This window comes from Pantoea sp. S-LA4, assembly GCF_054482835.1.
Genome location: NZ_JBTLRC010000002.1, coordinates 3,542,526 through 3,562,193, shown reverse-complemented (window position 1 = coordinate 3,562,193; position 19,668 = coordinate 3,542,526). Strand labels below are relative to the sequence as shown.

Genomic DNA, 19,668 nt, shown 5'->3' with positions numbered 1-19,668 from the left:
TACGTGAAAATCTGTTTGGTCGATGAATCAGGCGCCGGAGACGGCGCCTTATCACTTTTGGCGCAGCGCTGGCAGCTGGAGCACGACGAGAACGCGCTGCTGGCGCTGGTACAGACGCCGACCCATCTTGAGCTGCGTAAGCGCGATGAACCGAAGCTGGGCGGCATCTTTGTCGATTTCGTTTCCGGTGCGATGGCGCATCGTCGCCGTTTTGGCGGCGGACGTGGCGAAGCCGTGGCGAAAGCGGTCGGCATTAAAGGTGACTATCTGCCCGATGTGGTGGATGCCACCGCTGGCCTCGGACGCGATGCCTTTGTTCTGGCGGCGCTGGGCTGTCGGGTGCGGATGCTGGAGCGCCATCCGGTGGTCGCGGCGCTGCTGGATGATGGCTTACAGCGTGGCTATCAGGATGCGGAGATCGGCGGCTGGTTGCGTCAGCGTCTGACGCTGATTCACGCCGCCAGCGCCCAGGCGCTGAGCGATATCACGCCAGCACCGGACGTGGTCTATCTCGATCCGATGTATCCGCATCGTCAGAAAAGCGCCATGGTGAAGAAAGAGATGCGGGTGTTTCAGTCGCTGGTCGGTGCCGATGAGGATGCTGACGCGCTGCTGGAACCGGCCCGCCGTCTGGCAAAGAAACGTATCGTGGTGAAGCGGCCCGACTATGCGCCGCCGCTGGCAGGGGTCGTCACTCAGGCGGCGGTGGTCACCAAAAGTCATCGCTTCGATATCTATCCCCCGCTGGTCAGCTGACCGTAACGGATCTGCGCGTCTGGCAAACCGGAGACCAGCCCTTCCTGTTTAATGCCGGCCGCCGCGCCAACCAGAAAAAGCCTGCCTGATATCATCAGGCAGGCTTTTTATTAGCGTATTTAGCGGGCGATCAACCTGCCGCAGTAAATACGCAACCGCTTATATTCAATCAGGCGGCTAATTTAGTCAGAAAACCTGAGAAAGCGCTTAAAAAACTTTTCGCTACGCTCAGGCCAAAGGCTTTATAAGACAGACCAATTTCTTCCTGAATAACGGTTGTTTCATTCAGAGATTTAATTGTGGTGTCGAACAGATCAGAAACCTGAGTTAATGCATCATTAACGTTGCCGATAAATTCAGTCAGGCCCGCGCCGCTAACGGCAGCAATTTCAGTCTGGTTGATTTCTCTCATAATTAATATCCTTATCTTGTTGTTAAATTACATTATTGTGCTTCATCAGTCGCCCGGCGACTGAGAGAGCAGAACGAATATAATGAACCCGGCGAACCTTGCCTATAGTAAAATATTGATAAATGAAATTGCGGCGTAAAGCGTGAGAGGAACCTTTGCTTGTTAATGTATTGCTAATATAAAGATTATTTTTATAGAGGCTAAATGCGCAATTTTATCGTGAAAGTGCGAATTATCTGATGTCTGGTAATATCGGTCACGGCGGTGTCAGATGAACAGGCCCTTTTCCATTGTGGCGAATCGTGCTGACAGGGGAACATCAGGAAAGCGCAATGCTGGCGACAGGCGAAGCGGGCTGGCGATATTCACTCACGGGCCGTGCCGGACCCGACGTAACGGGAAAAAGCCGGTGAGTGTCGCCGGCTTTATGATCGGCGGTTATTCGTCGTCTTCATCGCGCAGCGGCACAATCAGCATGTCGATGTGCACGGTGTTGATCAACTGACGCGCCGAGGACATCAGCTTGCTCCAGAAGTCCTGGTGATGACCACATACCACCAGATCGACGTCATACTTTTTAATCGCATCGACCAGTACCTGGCCGAGATCGCCACTGCCGCTCAGCGTCTCACTGATCGGGTAGCCGGCGGAATCAGACAGACCTTTCAGCGCCGAATGGGTCTCTTCGGAAATACGCTTCTGCATATCGCCAAGGTTGACATCAATCAGGCCGGTATAGAGGTCGGAATAGTTCACATCAACGTGGATCAGGGAAATTTTAGCGTCATAAGGGCGGGCCAGCGAAACGGCTTTATCCACCAGTAACTGACTTTCGGGAGAAAGGTCTACTGCAATCAGGATATGTTTATAAGCCATGATAAAACTCCTTTCACGAGATTAAGGATGGCATCCGGTGTTCCTGCCGCGTCACAGCGTAGCGAAATCCTTTGCGCGAACGGGCGATGAGCGCCACCAAAGTGTGTACCTGCGCTGCAGGTGACGATGTTGTTATGTCTCTGAGTATAGCCTTCTCTGGTGGCAAATGCTGCTGTTGCCGCCTGGCTTGTGAATAAGATCAACGATGCGGCAATTTTACTCGCCCCGAACGAAAAACATCGCTGGAAAAAATTTAAACATTTCTCCTACACTGAAAAAAGGCGGTCTGGTTTGTTTCCGCCCAGGCGTTCATAACACTATCGCAGTCCGGTAATTCAGTGGTTGGCTATTTCTGTGGGCGTGCTCAGCGTTTTCCCGCTGCGTCTGTTCCTGCGGCTCCAGCCAGGAGGGGAGAATATGATCAGCACTATCGCGCTTTTTTGGGCTCTTTGTGTGGTGTGTATTGTGAATATGGCGCGCTATTTTTCGTCACTGCGCGCCCTGCTGGCGGTGTTACGTGGGTGCGATCCGCTGTTGTATCAGTACGTCGACGGTGCGGGATTCTTCACCTCACACGGTCAGCCCAGCAAACAGGTGCGGCTGGTGACCTATATCTGGGCGAAACGCTATCTTGATCATCATGATGACGAATTTATTCGGCGCTGCGAGCGGGTGCGTGGACAGTTTATGCTGACCAGCGCGCTGTGCGGACTGGTAGTGATCAGTCTGGTGGCGATGGCCATCTGGCATTAAAAAGGGCGACTTGCGTCGCCCTCGGGTATCACTGGCTTCTGGTGTTACACCAGTTTTAACGCAATCCAGTAGAGCGAGCCTGACAGCACAATACAAACCGGCAGCGTGAAGATCCACGCCATGGCGATGTTCTTGATGGTCCGACTCTGCAATCCGCCACCGTCAACCAGCATAGTACCGGCAACCGATGAGGAGAGGATGTGGGTGGTGGAAACCGGCATTCCGGTGTAGCTGGCGACGCCGATAGAGAGCGCTGCCGTTACCTGCGCCGACATCCCTTGCGCATAGGTCATGCCTTTCTTACCGATCTTCTCACCGATGGTGGTGGCAACACGACGCCAGCCAATCATGGTACCGGTGCCCAGCGCTAACGCGACGGCGACGATAATCCAGACCGGCGCATACTCAATAGTGCCCAGCAGATCGCTTTTCAGCTTATTGAGGAAGCGCTGATCCTCCGGGGTGGTTTCCGGCAGTTTGGCCGCTTTGTCGGCGGTATCAGAGATACACAGCAGCAGACGACGCATCTGACCGCGTTGATCAACCGTCAGCTGATCGTAGCTTTGCAGATTATTCAGCAGCCCCTGCGCGCGCTGAACCGCCTGTAACGCGCGAGCGCTGTCACAGTGGAACTCTTTCGGGCTGGATGACGGCACTTCTTCCGGCGTCGGCAGCTTAGGCGGAGCCATCTGGATAATATGGGTCAGCGAGGCGTTGTGCTGCTGATAATATTGCTCCAGATGATTGACCGCATCGCGGGTCCGGGTGATGTCATAGCCAGAGGCATTCATGTTCACCACGAAGCCAGCCGGCGCGACGCCAATCAACACCAGCATAATCAGGCCGATGCCTTTCTGGCCGTCATTCGCGCCATGCGAATAGCTGACGCCAATCGCCGAAACAATCAGCGCAATACGGGTCCAGAACGGCGGCTTTTTCTTGCCGTCGATCTTCTCGCGGTCGGCGGGCGTCATATGGATGCGGGCACGCTTTTTGGTGCTGCTCCAGTAGCGACGCAGAATAAAGATTAAGCCGCCCGCAATCACCAGGCCGACAATCGGCGACAGGATCAGCGACAGGAAGATGTTCAGGACTTTCGGGATGTTGAGCGCATCAACCACCGAGGTACCGGTCATCAGGGCGTTGGTCAGACCGATACCAATAATGGCGCCGATCAGGGTATGGGAGCTGGAGGCCGGCAGACCCAGATACCAGGTGCCGAGATTCCAGATGATCGCCGCCAGCAGCATAGAAAACACCATGGCGAGACCGTGAGCCGATCCAACATTCAACAACAGATCGGTGGGAAGCATATGAACAATGGCATAGGCGACACTCAATCCACCGAGTAGCACGCCAAAGAAGTTAAATACACCCGCCATTACCACAGCAAGCTGGGCACGCATGGCACGCGTATAGATGACCGTCGCAACTGCGTTGGCCGTGTCGTGGAAACCGTTGATTGCTTCGTAAAACAATACAAACAGCAGGGCAAGAACCAATAACAGGCCAGTACTGAGGTCGAGACCAGCAAACAGATGTAGCATAAACGTTACGCCATTTTTGGAGGACATGAACGCGGCGCATTATCCGCGACAACGTGCTGTATGGGAAAGGAAAATATAGTCTTAATTTGACCTTTAGCAGTAACGCACCTGACTTAAAGGGTTAAAAAGCTCCAGATATTAGCTAGTTACATTATGACACATTTACGGCAAATTTTTGACGCTGGCGTCTCAGTGAGCAGATCACTACAATCTGCGCCTTTCCGATTAAGTGAGTGAACCGCCGTGGAACAGTTTGACGTTATCATCATTGGAGCCGGTGCCGCAGGGCTGTTCTGTGCCGCCCAGGCCGGACAGCGCGGGCGTCGCGTCTTGCTGCTGGATAACGGCAAAAAGCCGGGACGTAAGATTCTGATGTCGGGCGGAGGACGCTGCAACTTCACCAATCTCTATACTGAACCGGCGGCCTATCTGTCGCACAATCCTCATTTCTGTAAATCGGCGCTGGCGCGCTATACCCAGTGGGATTTTATCGATCTGGTCAATCGTCACGGCATTGCCTGGCATGAGAAAACCCTCGGCCAGCTGTTTTGCGATGAGTCCGCGCAGCAGATTGTCGATCTGCTGATGGCCGAGTGCGAAAAGGGCAACGTGACGCTGCGGCTGCGCAGTGAAGTGCTGAACGTGGCGCGTGACGACAGCGGTTATACCCTGCAGCTGAACGGCAGCACGGTACAGGCGGAAAAGCTGGTGATTGCCAGCGGCGGCCTGTCGATGCCCGGCCTGGGCGCAACGCCGTTCGGCTATAAAATCGCGGAACAGTTTGGCCTCAACGTCTTCCCGACACGCGCGGCGCTGGTGCCCTTTACCCTGCATAAACCGCTGCTGGAACAGCTGCAGACCCTGTCTGGCGTGGCGCTGGAGACCACCATTGACGCGCAGGATGGCACCCGCTTTAAAGAGGCGATGCTGTTTACCCATCGCGGCCTCTCTGGCCCGGCGGTATTGCAAATCTCCAGCTACTGGCTGCCAGGTGAGTTCGTCACCATCGATCTGTCACCCGCGACGCCGCTGGATGCCTTCCTGACCGTCCAGCGTGAGGCGCATCCTAACCTCAGCCTGAAGAACAGCCTGGCGAAAATTCTGCCGAAGCGGCTGGTGGAAGTGTTGCAGACGCTGAAAGTGGTGCCGGATATCACGCTGAAGCAGCTCAACAGCCGGCAGCAGGCGGAGCTGGTCGGGACGCTGCACGCCTGGCGTATTCAGCCCAACGGCACCGAAGGCTATCGCACCGCCGAGGTAACACTGGGCGGCGTCGATACCACCCAACTCTCCTCGAAAACCATGGAAGCGCGGGCCGTACCGGGGCTCTATTTTATTGGGGAGGTTGCGGATGTGACCGGCTGGCTGGGTGGCTATAATTTCCAGTGGGCGTGGAGTTCCGCCTGGGCGTGCGCCCAGGCGTTGTAACGCGCGTTTACCAGCGCTGATGGACGTGAGGCGCGATCTTCTCCTGATAGATCTGCTTCAGCGCCGTCATGGTATCCGCAGAGAGCGCATCGACGTCGCTGGCGCGGGCATTGGCTTCCGCCTGTTGGCGATTTTTTGCGCCAGGAATCACTACGCTGACATCCTCGTTCATCAGGATCCAGCGCAGCGCCAGCATCGCCATGGTGGTGTCGCCAGTGACATAGCGGCGAATCTCCTCGACCGCCTCCAGCGCTACCTCATACGGCACGCCGGAAAAGGTTTCGCCCTTATCAAACGCTTCGCCATTGCGGTTAAAGGCGCGATGGTCGTCGGCAGCAAACTGGCTGTCTGGCCCCATTTTGCCGGTCAGCAAGCCTGACGCCAGCGGCACACGGGCGATAATCCCGACATCACGCCGCTTCGCTTCACGCAGCAGTAGCTCCGCTGGTCGCTGGCGGAAAAGGTTGTAAATCAGCTGAATGGATGAGACGTTCGGAAACTCCAGCGCCTTCAATCCTTCCTCTACCTTTTCCACCGACACGCCGTAGTGACGGATTTTGCCGGCAGCCACCATCTCATCCATTACCGCAAACACCTCCGGGTTGTAATAGACCTCGGTGGGTGGGCAGTGCAGCTGCACTAAATCCAGCGTGTCGGTTTGCAGGTTCTCGCGCGAACGGTCAATAAAGGCGTTGAGGTTGCTGGCGTTATAGCCCTCGGCAACGTGCGGCGAAAGCCGGCGGCCCAGCTTGGTGGCGACAAACGGCCGTTCACCGCCACGCTGATTCAGCACTCCGGCAATAATCTTTTCAGAGCGGCCGTCGCCATAGACATCGGCGGTATCAATAAAGGTGATACCGGCATCAAGAGCAGCATGCAGCGCCGCCTCGGCATCCTGCTGGCTGACTTCTCCCCAGGTCCCGCCAATCGCCCATGCGCCAAAGCCAATTTCGGAGACGCGCTGACCGGTACGACCTAACGTGCGTTGTTTCATCTGAATCTTCCTCAATATGTTGCAGACAGGGTGACCGTCACCGGACAAAGAGTGAGCTTAGCGCTAACCGGCGAGAAAGGGGTGAAGCACGCTCACAGACCGTACAGCCGGAAAGGGAGAGTTGTCGCTGCCAATCTACTGGTTATATTAGCTATTTCAGCCAATCACGCCGTGTAATGATCGCCAGCCGCTTCGCTAATTAATTGATTTTAAGAAATTTCACCTGAAATTAACCAGGCGAGAGTGTCGTTTCAGTCACATACTTCCTCTTTTAGGCCAGATAAGTGGATCGCCATGTTCAAATTTGTAAAATCGCTGTTTGCCAGCCCCGATAAATTTCTGCAAATCATGACCCGCCAGGATATCAACGACTCTATCGCCGAAGGCGAGCGCATCATTATTGACGAGAACGGCAATATTTCGGTCAACACGCTCAGTGAAGAAGTACACGAAGATTTTGCCCGCCATGTGAATACGTTAAAGGGAGTCTGAGGTGGGTACCGCAATATTCATGGTGTTAATGGTCAGTGGTTACTGGTACACCAGCCGCGATTTAAATAGCCGTTTTAAAATTCGCCGTTCATCGGGCTGGGATGTTTATTTTCTGGTTGCGCTTTATGGCTGTATTTTCGTTCTGCAGGGCGTGTTTGCGACCGGCATCGTCTGGTTACTGCTGCTCGCCGTCTCTGCTATTGCCAATGCGGTACAGATGATCCCCGGCGTCCATCTCAAATGGCAGATGGAGTTTATGAACTGGAGCTTCCTTGGCATCCAGGCACCGATTGTCATCATGCTGGCCTTTGCTATTCTGCTCTGTCTGTATCGCTCGAACTGGGCGGGCAGCGCACGACTCAACGTTTCGGGCCGTAAAGATCTCTATCAGCAACTGTCGCGCTCGAACGGTGTGGAGCAGCTGCTGTTTCAGTGCATGGAAGAGGGCGAGCTGGCGTGGATTACCCTCAAGTCACGCCGCATCTATATCGGCATGGTACACGCCTCGACGTTTGAGTATGAGAGCACCAAAAATATCGTGCTGATCCCGATGCTCAGTGGCTACCGCGACAGTAAAACGCTGAAGCTGGCGGTGGAGCATAATTATAGTAAGTGGTACGCCGAACACGACATCACGCTGGACTCGACGCCCAAAGATGCCATGTCGTTCCGCAAGGTGATCATGGTGGATCAGATTGAAAGCCTGTCGCTGTTCGACCCGGCCAGCGCGACGGCGCTCTCTATGGGCCATCCGCAGGAAGTCGAGAAAAGCCAGGGCAGCGAAGACGGTCAGAGCCCGGATGATCAGAGCCGGGAGCCGCCGCAATAATAATAAGGCCAGGTCAATACCCTGGCCTGTCGCGATTAGCTATATTGCTTCGCCGTTTCTCTCAGCAGATCGGTAAAGTTATAGATATCGTTGAGGGATATTATCGGATGGCGAGTCTCTTTCTTCTCGCCATCAAACATCCCAATATACAACTGGCTGCGGTTAAAATGCAGACGGCAAATAGGTTTCCGATTGTTATCATCGATCAGTATGCCCAGATAGCTTTGCGTATCCCTAAAGGTAATTCGCTGAGGTTCAATAACCTTTCTTATTATTGATTTTACGATGTGGAACCCTTCTATCTCCATTTCGGTGGTAACGATTAAATGCTCTTCTGCTTCGTTTTTCTCACTATGATTTTTTACTACATCGTCACTACTGATTTGAGCGGGGGATGTTGTAACACCCCCACTTATTGCTGACTTAAGCCTTTCATTAATTTGATCATTTAACCACTGCGTAGCGGCCTTTTTAGTCAATACAGCAAACTGTTCTCTGACCTTTTGCGTCAATATTCCATCATAGACACGTGAAGCAAAAAGCTTAACGAAGTCTTCATCGGGTTCACTGAACTGGCGGGAAATCATCTTTTTTAACTGACTGATGTACTTAAGTTCACCTGCTGCGCTAACAATCGATTCGACATCAAAGGCGCTTTTAGTGAGTTTGAGCAGTTCAGGAACCACATGCTCATCAATATCCAGCAGATCCAGTTCTAAAAATGGCTTTTCATCCATTTTATTGGGTGCATCAAGGTCAGTGAAGAATTTATAAATCTGACCATTTGTCAGGATAGAAATGCGTGCGTTAGTAACGTGAAAGTAACGGAAAAGTTGAGAGGCATGTTTAATATTTAACGATTCGCCAATCTTTTTACATTCAATCAGAATCTGAATTTCACCGTTTTTCAATATAGCGTAATCAATCTTTTCACCCTTTTTCGTTCCGACATCACAAATGAATTCAGGAATGACTTCAGTCGGATCAAAGACATCGTAGCCTAATATCTGACTAATAAAGGGCATGACAAAGGCGCTTTTAGTAGCCTCTTCTGTTTGAATAACGGCTGACTGCTGCTGAATTTTTGCTGAAAGTCCATTGAGATTACTGAAAATATCCATAGAGCATCCTGTCTATTGTCCTGACTTTTGTCGAAATTTTGGCTTCATTCACGAATGATGAGGAAGCTGAATGTTGGAACATCTTTTTTTAAAACTTTCAGGGCTTTGGCGGACGATAGTTGTATTGAATTATTCCCTGAATTCAAAACGCCGTATGAAAAATTATCAGAAAAAAAGGAGGTTGGCTATTTAGTGATCGATGAGAGAGGTTTTTTTAAGGGAAGAAGACATAGCAAGATGGGCAATTCCTTTTGGCTGAGCGACCTGCGTGAATACGTTCGAAGCAACGCTAAGTATAAAGTTTGCGTTGCCTCCAGAAGGTATCCTACATTGCTTCCATATTCTCCGCCGTAAACAGCCGGAACGCGACCTTACCTTCCTGATACTCATCCGGCTGATAACCGGTTTCCAGATGGCGCAGCAACAGATCAATCGACAATCGCGCGTGCTGCTGCGCGTGCTGATCCAGCGTGAACGCCACCTCATCGTTCAGCAGCAGCTGGCGGGTTACCGGATAGAGCTCATGGGTGATATAGGTACAGTGGCCCAACAGCCGGTGGGCGCGCAGGGTTTCGCTGACGTCGGTATTGCCCATCCCGGTGTTATAGACGCCCGCTATCGCCTGCGATTGCGTCAGATTGCGCGCCAGCAGGCTGCGAATGGTGTCACGATCATCCTGGCCGAGCAGCACTTCACGCAGGTGACGCTGCGGCGCGCGCTGCGTCATCACCTCACGGAAGCCGGCGATGCGCTGCCGGTGTGCCTGATAATCAAACCGGCCGCTCACCATCACAATATCCCCGGTCTGATGGGCGGTCTTACTCATCAGTAAACCGGCGGTCCGTCCCGCCTGATACTGATCGATACCGACATGGCACAGACGATCGGCGGCGGGCAGATCGGTCACGATGGTGATCACCGGTACGTGACGACTGCGACACAGCGCCAGGGCGCGATAGATCGGCGGCGAGTCATGGGCAAAGACAATAATGCCGTCGCGGGTGGCGCTGCGGGCAATAATGCTCTGCGCCAGCTTTTCGGGCTGCGCTTCTGTGACCAGCGTTTTATGCAGTTTAAGCCGCCGGTAGCCGAGCTGGCTGGCGACGTCGCTGAAATGGGCGGTGAGCTGCTGGAAAAAGGCAGAGCCGTTGTTGCTGAGGAAGACCTCAATCTGCCACGGATGTTGATACTCCTCCGGCAGCAGACGTTTGAGACCGGCTTCGCGCGCCGCTTTTAACACCTTGCGGGTGGTCTCCAGCGACACGCCGCCACGCTCGTTCAATACCCGATCGACCGTCGCGATGCCTACGCCCGCCATTTTTGCCACCGTCTCTAAGGTGAGCTTTTTCATTCAGACTCCACGCGAAAAAAGCGGGCGAACATCGCGCCGCCTGCCTGCCAGTCGATATCTTCTAACCGGTTAAAAGTAAAAGATAAAGCGAAACTTTGATGGAAAACCATCAATGAAGCCGACCGGGCCGATCAGCCGCATCAGCTGATGCATTTTACCTGCCGTGCGGTCACCCGACTAAAACGCACATCCGGGCGCTGGCAACGCAGATTTGTCGTTAAGCTAGTAGTGAGATTAACAACGAGGAATGAACATGGCTCAGCAACAGAAAGTGTTAGTGATTGGCGCATCGCGGGGTATCGGCCTGGCGGTGGTACAGGCGTTTGCTGCACAAGGCTGGCAGGTTACGGCCACGCACCGCAGCGGCATCCCAACGCAGGGCAACCCGTCGGGCGTTGACTGGCACGCGCTGGATATGACCGAATCGTCCTCGGTGCAGCAGCTGGCCGGCCAGCTCGCCGGACAGACCTTCGATGTGATTCTGATTAATGCCGGAATTTCCGGGCCAGCGCATCAGAAACTGGCGCAAAGTGACCCTCAGGAACTGGCGCAGCTGTTTATGACCAATACGATCGCACCGGTGCGCAGTGCCGAGATTCTGCTGCCGCTGCTCAGCAAGCAAAAGGGCGTGCTGGCTATCACCTCATCACAGCTGGGTAGCCTGAGCGAAAACCCGCGTGCCGACATGCCGCTCTATTCCGCCAGCAAGGCGGCGCTGAATATGCTGAGCCGGACGCTGGCCGAAGATGTGGAAGCCGTGGCCGGTACGCTGGTGACGCTCCATCCGGGCTGGGTAAAAACAGATATGGGTGGCGAAGCGGCACCTTTAACCGCAGAGGAGAGCGCGGCCGGTATTGTGCAGCAGCTGACCGCCTGGCAGGGCCGCGGCGGCCATCACTACATCGATTACGCCGGTAAAACGCTGCAATGGTAATCGACGACGGGGCGGTTACGCCCCGATATCACGCAGCGCTTTGCCTTTCATCAGGTTGCGTTCGATATGCTCCAGCGTGACATGTTTGGTCTCCGGCACCAGCATCATCGTCACCACAATGAACACCAGATTAAGCGCACCGTAGAACCAGAAGGTGTTGGCGTTGCCCAGCTGATCGAGCATGGTCAGGAAGGTCGCACCGACAATCATGTTACCGACCCAGTTGGTGGTGGTCGACGCGGTGATGCCGAAGTCACGCCCTTTCAGCGGCTGAATCTCTGAGCACAGCAGCCAGATCACCGGTCCGGCAGCCATCGCAAATCCGACGATAAACATCAGCAGCATGGCGATAGCAAAATATTTGCGGAAGTCGGTTTCGACGCCAAGATGCAACAGCGTGCCGAGCACGCCCATTCCCACCGCCATCACCAGAAAGCTGGTGGTGAGCATCGGCTTACGTCCCCAGCGGTCAACCAGGAAGATCGCAATCAGCGTCGCCAGCATATTGACCAGCCCGACGATAACCGTGCCCCACATCTGTTCGCTGGTGCTGGAGAAACCGGCAATATTGAAAATTTTCGGGGCGTAATACATCACCACATTCATGCCGGTAAACTGCTGCATTACCTGCAGCAACATGCCCAGCCACACGGCACGGCGGAAGTTGCTGTTCGAACGAAACAGTGACCAGCCGCGTTGCTTCACCTGCAGACTTTCACGGATCTCTTCCAGCTCCTGCCGCGCCTGTTCGCTGGTATTACGCAGCCGGTCCAGCACCCGCTGTGCCTCATTAAAACGGCCGTGCGCCGCCAGCCAGCGCGGGCTGTTAGGCAGAAACAGCACGCCGATGAACAGAATCACCGCCGGAATGGCGATAATCCCCAGCATCCAGCGCCAGTTGCCGGTGTAGCTAAAGGCCGTATCAGAGAGATAAGCCACCACAATGCCGGTGGTCAGCATCAGCTGGTACATCGAAATCATGGAGCCCCGAATACGCTCAGGCGCAATCTCAGCCAGATAGAGCGGGGCGGTGTAAGAGGCGATGCCGACCGCCAGCCCCAGGATCACCCGGGCGCAGACCAGCGATTCGACATCCGGTGACAGCGCTGACCAGAGCGAGCCGATGACGAACAGCGTGGCACCGGCCAGCATACTTTTCTTGCGTCCCAGCTTTGATGACATCCAGCCCGCGCCCAGCGCACCCAGCGCAGCCCCGAACATCATCGAGCTCACGACCCACTCCTGCTGATGGTTAGTGATCTGCAAATCTTTGGCGAGAAACGGCAGCGCGCCGGCAATAACGCCGATATCCAGACCAAACAACAGGCCGGAGAGCGCGGCCATAAAACAGACGAACCAGGTAAAGCGGTTCTGACCCGACGGCGATTTGTTAGTTGCAGCCATGCCTCACTCCTTGCCCTGTGACTTTGTCAGTATTGTTAATGTTATGTAAACATAGTCGATGGCAGTGTGTTACCGGTCACAGTTTAAAACATCAGCGACGTGGCAGAAGGCCGTGGTAGCCCGCCAGAGCCCGCTGGCACAGGATCGGCGGCTCAGCACGGCTGTGGGCGCAAGCGCACGAATACCCAAAAACCGGCCAGCCGGGGAAATTTTGCAACCCCCGGCGTGCGCCATTACACTGCAGTTTTTCTGCTAATGATTGAAGGTGCTTATGTCTCAGCCTTATCAGCGCCAGCCGCTGCCCTTACCGGGCGGCCACAAAAAGGTGCTTTTACACTCCTGTTGCGCTCCCTGTTCGGGCGAAGTCATGGAGGCGATGCTGGCATCGGGTATTGAATACACCATCTATTTCTACAACCCGAATATTCATCCGCTCAAAGAATATGAGCTGCGCAAAGAGGAGAATATTCGTTTTGCTGAAAAATTTGGCGTGCCGTTTGTTGATGCCGATTATGACCGCGATGACTGGTTCAAACGCGCGCGCGGTATGGAGTGGGAGCCGGAGCGCGGCGAACGCTGCACCATGTGTTTTGATATGCGTTTCGAACGTACCGCGCTCTATGCGCATGAAAATGGCTTTCCGGTAATGACCAGTTGCCTGGGTATTTCACGCTGGAAAGATATGAAGCAGATTAACCGTTGTGGTGTCCGCGCAGCGGCGGCGTATCCGGATCTGCTTTATTGGGATTTTAACTGGCGTAAAGGCGGCGGATCTTCGCGCATGATTGAAATCAGCAAGCGCGAGAGTTTTTATCAGCAGGAATATTGTGGCTGCGTTTATTCACTGCGCGACACCAATCGTCATCGCGTCACGCAGGGTCGTGAGCGGATTCAGATTGGTGTGCAATATTATCAGCCGGACGATCTCTGAACCTCACAGGCTGTGGGAGGATTCAGTCTGGCGATAGTGGTGCGGTGATATCGCAATACGCTGAGTGATTCCACTGCAGCTTTTTTCCGGCGTTCTGCCCTGAGCATAGCTGCATAATGCGCAGGGATTATCGGTCCCGGCTAACTGCTGTCGCGCCGCCTCATCCAGCGCGCGCCGGCGGCAGACGCTGGGCGTACAGCCCATCAGTTGTTTAAACGAGCGGGTGAAAGATTGTTGGCTTTCAAAATGATACTTCAGCGCCAGGCTTATTATCGGCGTGCGGCTGTTTTTTAAATCATTGACACAGGCAGCCAGCTTGCGCTTGCGAATATAACGTGCCAGCGTTTCATCGTGATAACGCGCAAATAATTTCTGCAAATACCATTTGGAATAACCTGCTTTTTCAGCAATATCATCAACGCTTAATCGCTGGTCGAGATTATTATTAATCCACTCAGTGACAGAGACGATCACGCTTTCATTATATTTACTCTCATTCATATCGGCCCCCTAATTTTTGTGCGGGCAGTTTAAAATAATTTATCTTTTGCTGAGCATGACTTGCGTAAAGTTTTATCAGGAAATGAATCTTTATCTCCGATAAAACAGTTTTAATGATCATTTGATAATATAAATAGCGTAATTGTTATTGATGTGTTGAGTGTATTGGTGGGGTTAGTGGTTTGAATAAGCGGAAACCGTAATCTTCATTAAAGGATTTTCTTTCGCTCAAACTGTCCCGTGGTGACGCCAGACGCTGATAATGGAGTCATCATATCGCACAGCCCATCAATACACTTTTCGCCGCTTCATGCCAGGCTTAACCCTCACCTTTAACCTGGAGAACTCTGGATGAGCCCGACATACGCGTTGAAGAAACCGCTTGCCGCCTTGCTCACCTCGCTGACTTTACTCAGCACGGCACCGGCTCTTGCCGCCACCGTCTACGGCGAGCAGCTGGAAGGATTTCAATACCCTTATCCTCTGCAACATTTTAATTTTTCCTCCCAGCAGCAGCCGCTGAGCATGGGCTATATGGATGTGAAACCGGCAAAAAATGCCAACGGACAAACCGTGGTGCTGATGCACGGTAAAAATTTCTGCGGAGCCACCTGGGAAGAGACGATTCGCGCGCTGAGCCAGCAAGGTTATCGCGTAGTGGTGCCCGACCAGATCGGTTTCTGCAGCTCAACCAAACCGGCGAATTACCAGTACAGTTTTCAGCAGCTGGCGGAGAATACCCATCAGTTGCTGACGAAACTGGCAGTGGAAAAAGCGGTGATTATTGGCCATTCCACCGGCGGGATGCTGGCAACACGCTATGCGCTGATGTATCCGGCACAGACGCAGAAACTGGTGCTGGTCAACCCGATCGGGCTGGAAGACTGGAAGGCCAAAGGCGCGCCGTGGCGTTCCGTCGATCAGTGGTATCAGCGCGAGCTGAAGCTGAGTGCCGAAGGGATTAAGAAGTATGAACAGCAGACCTACTATGTCGGACGCTGGAAACCGGAGTATGACAAATGGGTCGATATGCTGGCTGGCCTGAACAGCGGGCCAGGACACCAGAAGGTGGCGTGGAACTCCGCCCTAATCTACGACATGATCTTCACGCAGCCGGTATTTTATGAGTTTGGCGATCTGAAAGTGCCCACCACTCTGATGATCGGCACCTCAGACACTACCGCCATCGGCAGTGATATCGCCTCTGCGGCGGTGAAAGCGCGGCTGGGTGATTACAAGGTGCTGGGAAAAGAGACGGCAAAACGCATTCCGGGCGCGCGCTTAATCGAATTTCCGGGGATGGGTCATGCGCCGCAAATGGAAGAGCCGGCGAAGTTTAATCAGACGCTGCTCGACGACCTGGCGCGTCAGTAACCGGTCAGGCGCGCGGCGTCCGACGTTACAGCGCCGCGCGCTTCTGCTTTTTACTGCGGTACATCTGCTCATCGCTGTCATGCAGCAACTGCTCCAGCGACTGCGGCCCGGCCGGATCAAACTCCACCACGCCGCACGAGAAGTGCAGATGATAACGGCGGTTCAGGCTGATCGACTGCTGCGCCAGATAGTGGGCAAACTGCTGCAGCAGCGCTTCAGTCTGCTGCTGTTGCAGGCCGTTGAACAGCACCACAAATTCATCGCCGCCTAAGCGTGCAAACAGATCGGAGTGTTTAAACACCACCTTCATCGCATCAGCAAAATCCATCAGGGCGCGGTCGCCCTCGCGATGGCCGAGTGAATCGTTGATCTGCTTGAACTTGTCGAGATCGAGAAAGGTCAGACAGGCGGGGCGGTTCTTCATCCGGCACTCATTCAGCACCATCTCGCCCAGCGTCATAAAGCCGCGACGATTAGTAATCTGCGTCAGCTCATCACAGGTTGCGGTCTGAAATGCCACCAGTTCCGCTTCAGCCATCGCCGCCAGGTCGCGTAGCGTGGCCCGATCTTCTTCGTCGAACGGGCGTGGCGACCGGCCAATGATGCAAAGCGTGCCCATCTTCGCGCCGCCCGGCGCCCGCAGCGGGCAGCCAGCGTAGAAGCGAATATGCGGCTCACCGGTCACCAGCGGATTATCATGAAAGCGCGGGTCTGCTGCGGCATCTTCGACGATCATGATCTCATCCTGCAGGATGGCATGGCCGCAAAAAGAGATGTTGCGCGGCGAACCGGCAGGCTCAAAACCCTGCGCTGACTTAAACCATTGATGATCGGCTTCCAGCAGGCTAACCAGCGCAATCGGCACGTCAAACAGGCGGCGCGCCAGACGGGTTAAACGATCGAAACGCTCTTCCGCAGGCGTATTCATAATGTTCAGCGCACGCAACTGCGACAAACGTTGTGCCTCATCGGCAGCGATCTCAGGTGCTTTCATCGCAGAGCCCTTTATTTTTTTAACTGGAGCCAGGTTCTGGTGTGAGCCTTACGGCAAAGAAAAAAGACAGTGATCGAAGCGATTCAATTCACTGTCTTATTGAGGGGGGGATCAGAGCACTTTTTGTTCGGCGAGATCAAGCGCGAAATAGCTGAAAATCAGGTCCGCACCGGCACGTTTTATCGCACCCAGGCTTTCCAGCACCACATTACGTTCATCGATGGCGCCCGCCTGCGCGGCAAATTTGATCATCGCGTATTCGCCGCTCACCTGGTAGGCAGCCAGCGGCAGCTCTGTGCGCTCGCGGATGTCACGCAGGATGTCGAGATAGGCGCCTGCCGGTTTAACCATCAGCGAATCTGCACCTTCAGCCGCATCAATCAGCGATTCACGGATCGCTTCACGACGGTTCATCGGATTCATCTGATAAGTCTTACGGTCGCCCTTCAGCGAGGTGCCTGCCGCTTCACGGAACGGACCGTAGAAGGAAGAGGCGAACTTGGTGGAGTAGGACATGATGGCGGTCTGGGTGAAGCCCGCCGCGTCCAGCGCCTGACGAATCGCCTGCACCTGACCGTCCATCGCCGCCGAAGGGGCAATAAAGTCAGCCCCTGCTGCTGCGGCCACGACCGCCTGCTTGCCGAGGTTGATCAGGGTCGCATCGTTATCCACGCCGTGATCGCACAGCACGCCGCAGTGGCCGTGGCTGGTGTATTCACAGAAACAGGTATCGGACATGACAATCATTTCCGGCACCGTCTCTTTGCAGATGCGTGACATCCGCGCCACCAGACCGTTTTCATTCCACGCATCGCTGCCGGTGGCATCGGTATGGTGTGAAATCCCAAAGGTCATCACCGAGCGGATACCGGCTTTCGCGATGCGTTCAATCTCATAGGCAAGACGCTTTTCCGGGATACGCATCACGCCAGGCATCGCCTGAATCGCTTTGTAATCGTCAGCACCCTCTTCAACGAAAATGGGCAGAGCCAGATCGTTCAGGCTGAGGGTAGATTCCTGGAACATTTCGCGCATTGACGCGCTGGCGCGCAATCTTCTTGGGCGCTGGATAAGGGAATAATCAGACATATTCATTCTTACGCAGGTGAAAAAAGTGACAACAGTTTACTCCCTTTGTCTGCGTGGCATGAAGGTTTGTGTGCGGTCATCGGGGGGCAAAAAAAACTCTCCCGCCGGGCGGCGGGAGAGGAGGCGGTTACTCGTTAATGTCCGGGTGCTGCTGCACCAGGTTTTTACGTTTCGCTTCGAGGCGGGCAATTTCTTCGTCGATATCTTCGATTTTGTGCTCGATGTTATCGTGATGCTCCTGCAGAATTTCGCGCGCTTCAGCCATATCGGAGGCGGCTGGTGTCGCCCCTTTCAGCGGCTTGTTAGCGGTCTCTTTCATAAACAGACCGGTAATCAGACCCACCACCGCGACTACCATCAGATAGTAGGCTGGCATGTAGAGGTTGTTGGTGGTCTCGACCAGCCAGGCGGCCAGCGTCGGGGTCAGACCGGCAATCAACACCGAGATGTTAAAGGCACTGGCCAGCGCACTGTAGCGGATGTGGGTCGGGAACATCGCCGGCAGCGACGAGGCCATCACGCCGGTAAAGGCGTTAAGGATTACCGCCAGCAGCAGCAGACCGGCGAAAATCAGTCCCAGCACACCGCTGTTGATCATCATGAAGGCCGGAATCGCGAAAATCATCAGGGCGATACTGCCGATGATGACAAACGGACGACGACCAAAACGGTCACTCATCATGCCGATCATTGGCTGGACAAACAGCATACCGATCATGATGGCGATAATAATCATCACGCCATGATCTTCGCTGTAGTGCAGGTTATGCGACAGGTAGCTCGGCATGTACGTCAGCAACATGTAGTAGGTGACGTTAGTAGCGATCACCAGACCGATACAGGAAAGCAGGCTGCGCCAGTGTTTGGTCGCAATCTCTTTGAATGAGACTTTCGGGCCATCCTGCAGGCCTTCGCGGTCACCCTGTTCCAGTTTGTCCACGTGCTGCTGGAAGGCCGGGGTCTCTTCCAGCGCATGACGCAGGTAAAGACCGATAATTCCCAGCGGCAGCGCCACAAAGAATGGCAGACGCCAGCCCCACTCAAGGAAACTCTCTTCCCCGATGATGGAGGAAATCAGAACCACCAGGCCTGCGCCGAGCACGAAACCGGCAATCGAACCAAAGTCGAGCCAGCTACCCATGAAACCGCGCTTACGGTCAGGCGAGTATTCGGCGACAAAGATAGAGGCACCGGTATATTCCCCGCCGACCGAGAAGCCCTGCGCCATCTTGGCGAGCAGCAGCAGAATCGGTGCCCAGATGCCGATAGAGGCATAGGACGGTATCAGGCCGATACAGAAGGTACTGACCGACATGATGATAATGGTGATGGAGAGTATTTTCTGACGACCATATTTGTCGCCCAGCATACCGAAGAACAGGCCACCCAGCGGGCGAATCAGGAAAGGAACAGAGAAGGTGGCGAGCGCCGCAATCATCTGAATGCCCGGCGAGACGTCCGGGAAGAAGACTTTACCCAGCGCGTAAGCCACAAAGCCATACACACCGAAGTCGAACCACTCCATCGCATTACCCAGAGAGGCTGCGGTGATGGCTTTACGTAAACGGGCATCATCAATGATGGTTACATCATCGATCCCGATTGGTTTTACACGCTTCCTACGCAATTTCATAGAATTACCCTGTAATGGAACATGAAAGTCCTCAACGGCGCGAACCGAGCAAAAGGGTTCAGACCGCGGCGTTGAGGAAATTAAAGCATAGCCGTAAACAGGCCTGTTTTACCGGCCAGCCAACACAATAATTCGTGCCGGAATTAGTGCGTTAAGCGGCAGAGTATACCGTTTTTGTGTGATATCTGTCATGTTTGGCCTAAAACTGAGCCATCAGACCGATCATTTAGTCCGTTTATCATCCCTGAA

At 54.2% G+C, this 19,668-nt stretch carries 19 protein-coding genes; 8 read left to right on the top strand and 11 right to left on the bottom strand.

Going from position 1 to position 19,668, the window contains the following annotated elements; translation table 11 throughout:
- The first annotated feature begins 3 nt into the window (after positions 1-3).
- A complete protein-coding gene (rsmJ, locus tag ACX3P5_RS17625) occupies positions 4-756 on the top strand; it encodes a 16S rRNA (guanine(1516)-N(2))-methyltransferase RsmJ (RefSeq protein ID WP_233986704.1) in 753 nt (250 codons plus the stop codon).
- Between the two features lie 169 nt (positions 757-925).
- Here rsmJ and ACX3P5_RS17620 read toward each other — a convergent pair whose 3' ends face one another.
- Positions 926-1,168: a hypothetical protein gene (locus ACX3P5_RS17620; protein WP_233986706.1), complete on the bottom strand. Its 243-nt coding sequence runs from the start codon at positions 1,166-1,168 to the stop codon at positions 926-928.
- Between the two features lie 438 nt (positions 1,169-1,606).
- Positions 1,607-2,044 (bottom strand): universal stress protein UspA, encoded by a 438-nt coding sequence (uspA, locus tag ACX3P5_RS17615; RefSeq protein ID WP_094121542.1) that lies wholly within the window; start codon positions 2,042-2,044, stop codon positions 1,607-1,609.
- Between the two features lie 417 nt (positions 2,045-2,461).
- Between uspA and uspB the strand changes: the two genes are divergently transcribed.
- Entirely contained in the window at positions 2,462-2,797 is a 336-nt protein-coding gene (gene uspB / locus ACX3P5_RS17610; RefSeq protein WP_031374844.1) for a universal stress protein UspB, read from the top strand.
- Between the two features lie 44 nt (positions 2,798-2,841).
- Here uspB and pitA read toward each other — a convergent pair whose 3' ends face one another.
- Entirely contained in the window at positions 2,842-4,344 is a 1,503-nt protein-coding gene (pitA, locus tag ACX3P5_RS17605; protein WP_233988113.1) for an inorganic phosphate transporter PitA, read from the bottom strand.
- 243 nt (positions 4,345-4,587) lie between these two features.
- Here pitA and ACX3P5_RS17600 point away from each other — a divergent pair, with 243 nt between their 5' ends.
- Complete coding sequence (locus ACX3P5_RS17600; RefSeq protein ID WP_233986708.1) at positions 4,588-5,772, top strand: BaiN/RdsA family NAD(P)/FAD-dependent oxidoreductase; 1,185 nt, start codon at positions 4,588-4,590, stop codon at positions 5,770-5,772.
- A 7-nt stretch (positions 5,773-5,779) separates the two neighbouring features.
- Here ACX3P5_RS17600 and ACX3P5_RS17595 read toward each other — a convergent pair whose 3' ends face one another.
- Entirely contained in the window at positions 5,780-6,766 is a 987-nt protein-coding gene (locus ACX3P5_RS17595; protein ID WP_458969052.1) for an aldo/keto reductase, read from the bottom strand.
- A gap of 294 nt (positions 6,767-7,060) precedes the next feature.
- Here ACX3P5_RS17595 and ACX3P5_RS17590 point away from each other — a divergent pair, with 294 nt between their 5' ends.
- The gene (locus ACX3P5_RS17590; RefSeq protein WP_233986713.1) at positions 7,061-7,258 is read left to right on the top strand and encodes a hypothetical protein; all 198 of its coding nucleotides are present in this window, start codon (positions 7,061-7,063) and stop codon (positions 7,256-7,258) included.
- 1 nt (position 7,259) lies between these two features.
- Positions 7,260-8,087, top strand: coding sequence for a hypothetical protein (locus ACX3P5_RS17585; protein ID WP_233986715.1), 828 nt, complete (start codon positions 7,260-7,262; stop codon positions 8,085-8,087).
- A gap of 35 nt (positions 8,088-8,122) precedes the next feature.
- Here the strand turns inward: ACX3P5_RS17585 and ACX3P5_RS17580 are convergent, their stop codons facing one another.
- Together ACX3P5_RS17580 and ACX3P5_RS17575 are read right to left on the bottom strand one after the other, a co-directional pair.
- Positions 8,123-9,208 (bottom strand): type I restriction endonuclease, encoded by a 1,086-nt coding sequence (locus ACX3P5_RS17580; RefSeq protein ID WP_233986724.1) that lies wholly within the window; start codon positions 9,206-9,208, stop codon positions 8,123-8,125.
- Positions 9,209-9,533: 325 nt separating this feature from the next.
- Positions 9,534-10,559: a LacI family DNA-binding transcriptional regulator gene (locus tag ACX3P5_RS17575; RefSeq protein WP_458969051.1), complete on the bottom strand. Its 1,026-nt coding sequence runs from the start codon at positions 10,557-10,559 to the stop codon at positions 9,534-9,536.
- Between the two features lie 253 nt (positions 10,560-10,812).
- On the opposite strand from ACX3P5_RS17575, the gene ACX3P5_RS17570 reads away from it, so the two are divergent.
- Positions 10,813-11,493: an SDR family oxidoreductase gene (locus ACX3P5_RS17570; protein ID WP_336756811.1), complete on the top strand. Its 681-nt coding sequence runs from the start codon at positions 10,813-10,815 to the stop codon at positions 11,491-11,493.
- Between the two features lie 15 nt (positions 11,494-11,508).
- On the opposite strand, the gene ACX3P5_RS17565 is transcribed toward ACX3P5_RS17570, so the two are convergent.
- Complete coding sequence (locus ACX3P5_RS17565; RefSeq protein ID WP_262287780.1) at positions 11,509-12,897, bottom strand: sugar porter family MFS transporter; 1,389 nt, start codon at positions 12,895-12,897, stop codon at positions 11,509-11,511.
- Between the two features lie 271 nt (positions 12,898-13,168).
- On the opposite strand from ACX3P5_RS17565, the gene ACX3P5_RS17560 reads away from it, so the two are divergent.
- Positions 13,169-13,828 carry an epoxyqueuosine reductase QueH gene (locus ACX3P5_RS17560; protein WP_233986729.1) on the top strand — a complete coding sequence of 220 codons (660 nt, stop codon included), beginning with the start codon at positions 13,169-13,171 and terminating at the stop codon, positions 13,826-13,828.
- A 3-nt stretch (positions 13,829-13,831) separates the two neighbouring features.
- On the opposite strand, the gene ACX3P5_RS17555 is transcribed toward ACX3P5_RS17560, so the two are convergent.
- Entirely contained in the window at positions 13,832-14,329 is a 498-nt protein-coding gene (locus ACX3P5_RS17555; RefSeq protein WP_233986731.1) for a helix-turn-helix domain-containing protein, read from the bottom strand.
- Positions 14,330-14,680: 351 nt separating this feature from the next.
- Between ACX3P5_RS17555 and ACX3P5_RS17550 the strand changes: the two genes are divergently transcribed.
- The gene (locus ACX3P5_RS17550; RefSeq protein ID WP_336756809.1) at positions 14,681-15,703 is read left to right on the top strand and encodes an alpha/beta fold hydrolase; all 1,023 of its coding nucleotides are present in this window, start codon (positions 14,681-14,683) and stop codon (positions 15,701-15,703) included.
- Between the two features lie 25 nt (positions 15,704-15,728).
- Here the strand turns inward: ACX3P5_RS17550 and ACX3P5_RS17545 are convergent, their stop codons facing one another.
- The 3 genes from ACX3P5_RS17545 to proP all read right to left on the bottom strand — a co-directional run bounded on the left by ACX3P5_RS17545 (position 15,729) and on the right by proP (position 19,419).
- Positions 15,729-16,697: a GGDEF domain-containing protein gene (locus ACX3P5_RS17545; protein ID WP_233986735.1), complete on the bottom strand. Its 969-nt coding sequence runs from the start codon at positions 16,695-16,697 to the stop codon at positions 15,729-15,731.
- Positions 16,698-16,808: 111 nt separating this feature from the next.
- Entirely contained in the window at positions 16,809-17,786 is a 978-nt protein-coding gene (gene hemB, locus ACX3P5_RS17540) for a porphobilinogen synthase (protein ID WP_233986737.1), read from the bottom strand.
- Between the two features lie 127 nt (positions 17,787-17,913).
- Positions 17,914-19,419 carry a glycine betaine/L-proline transporter ProP gene (gene proP / locus ACX3P5_RS17535; protein ID WP_233986739.1) on the bottom strand — a complete coding sequence of 502 codons (1,506 nt, stop codon included), beginning with the start codon at positions 19,417-19,419 and terminating at the stop codon, positions 17,914-17,916.
- Positions 19,420-19,668: the final 249 nt, after the last annotated feature.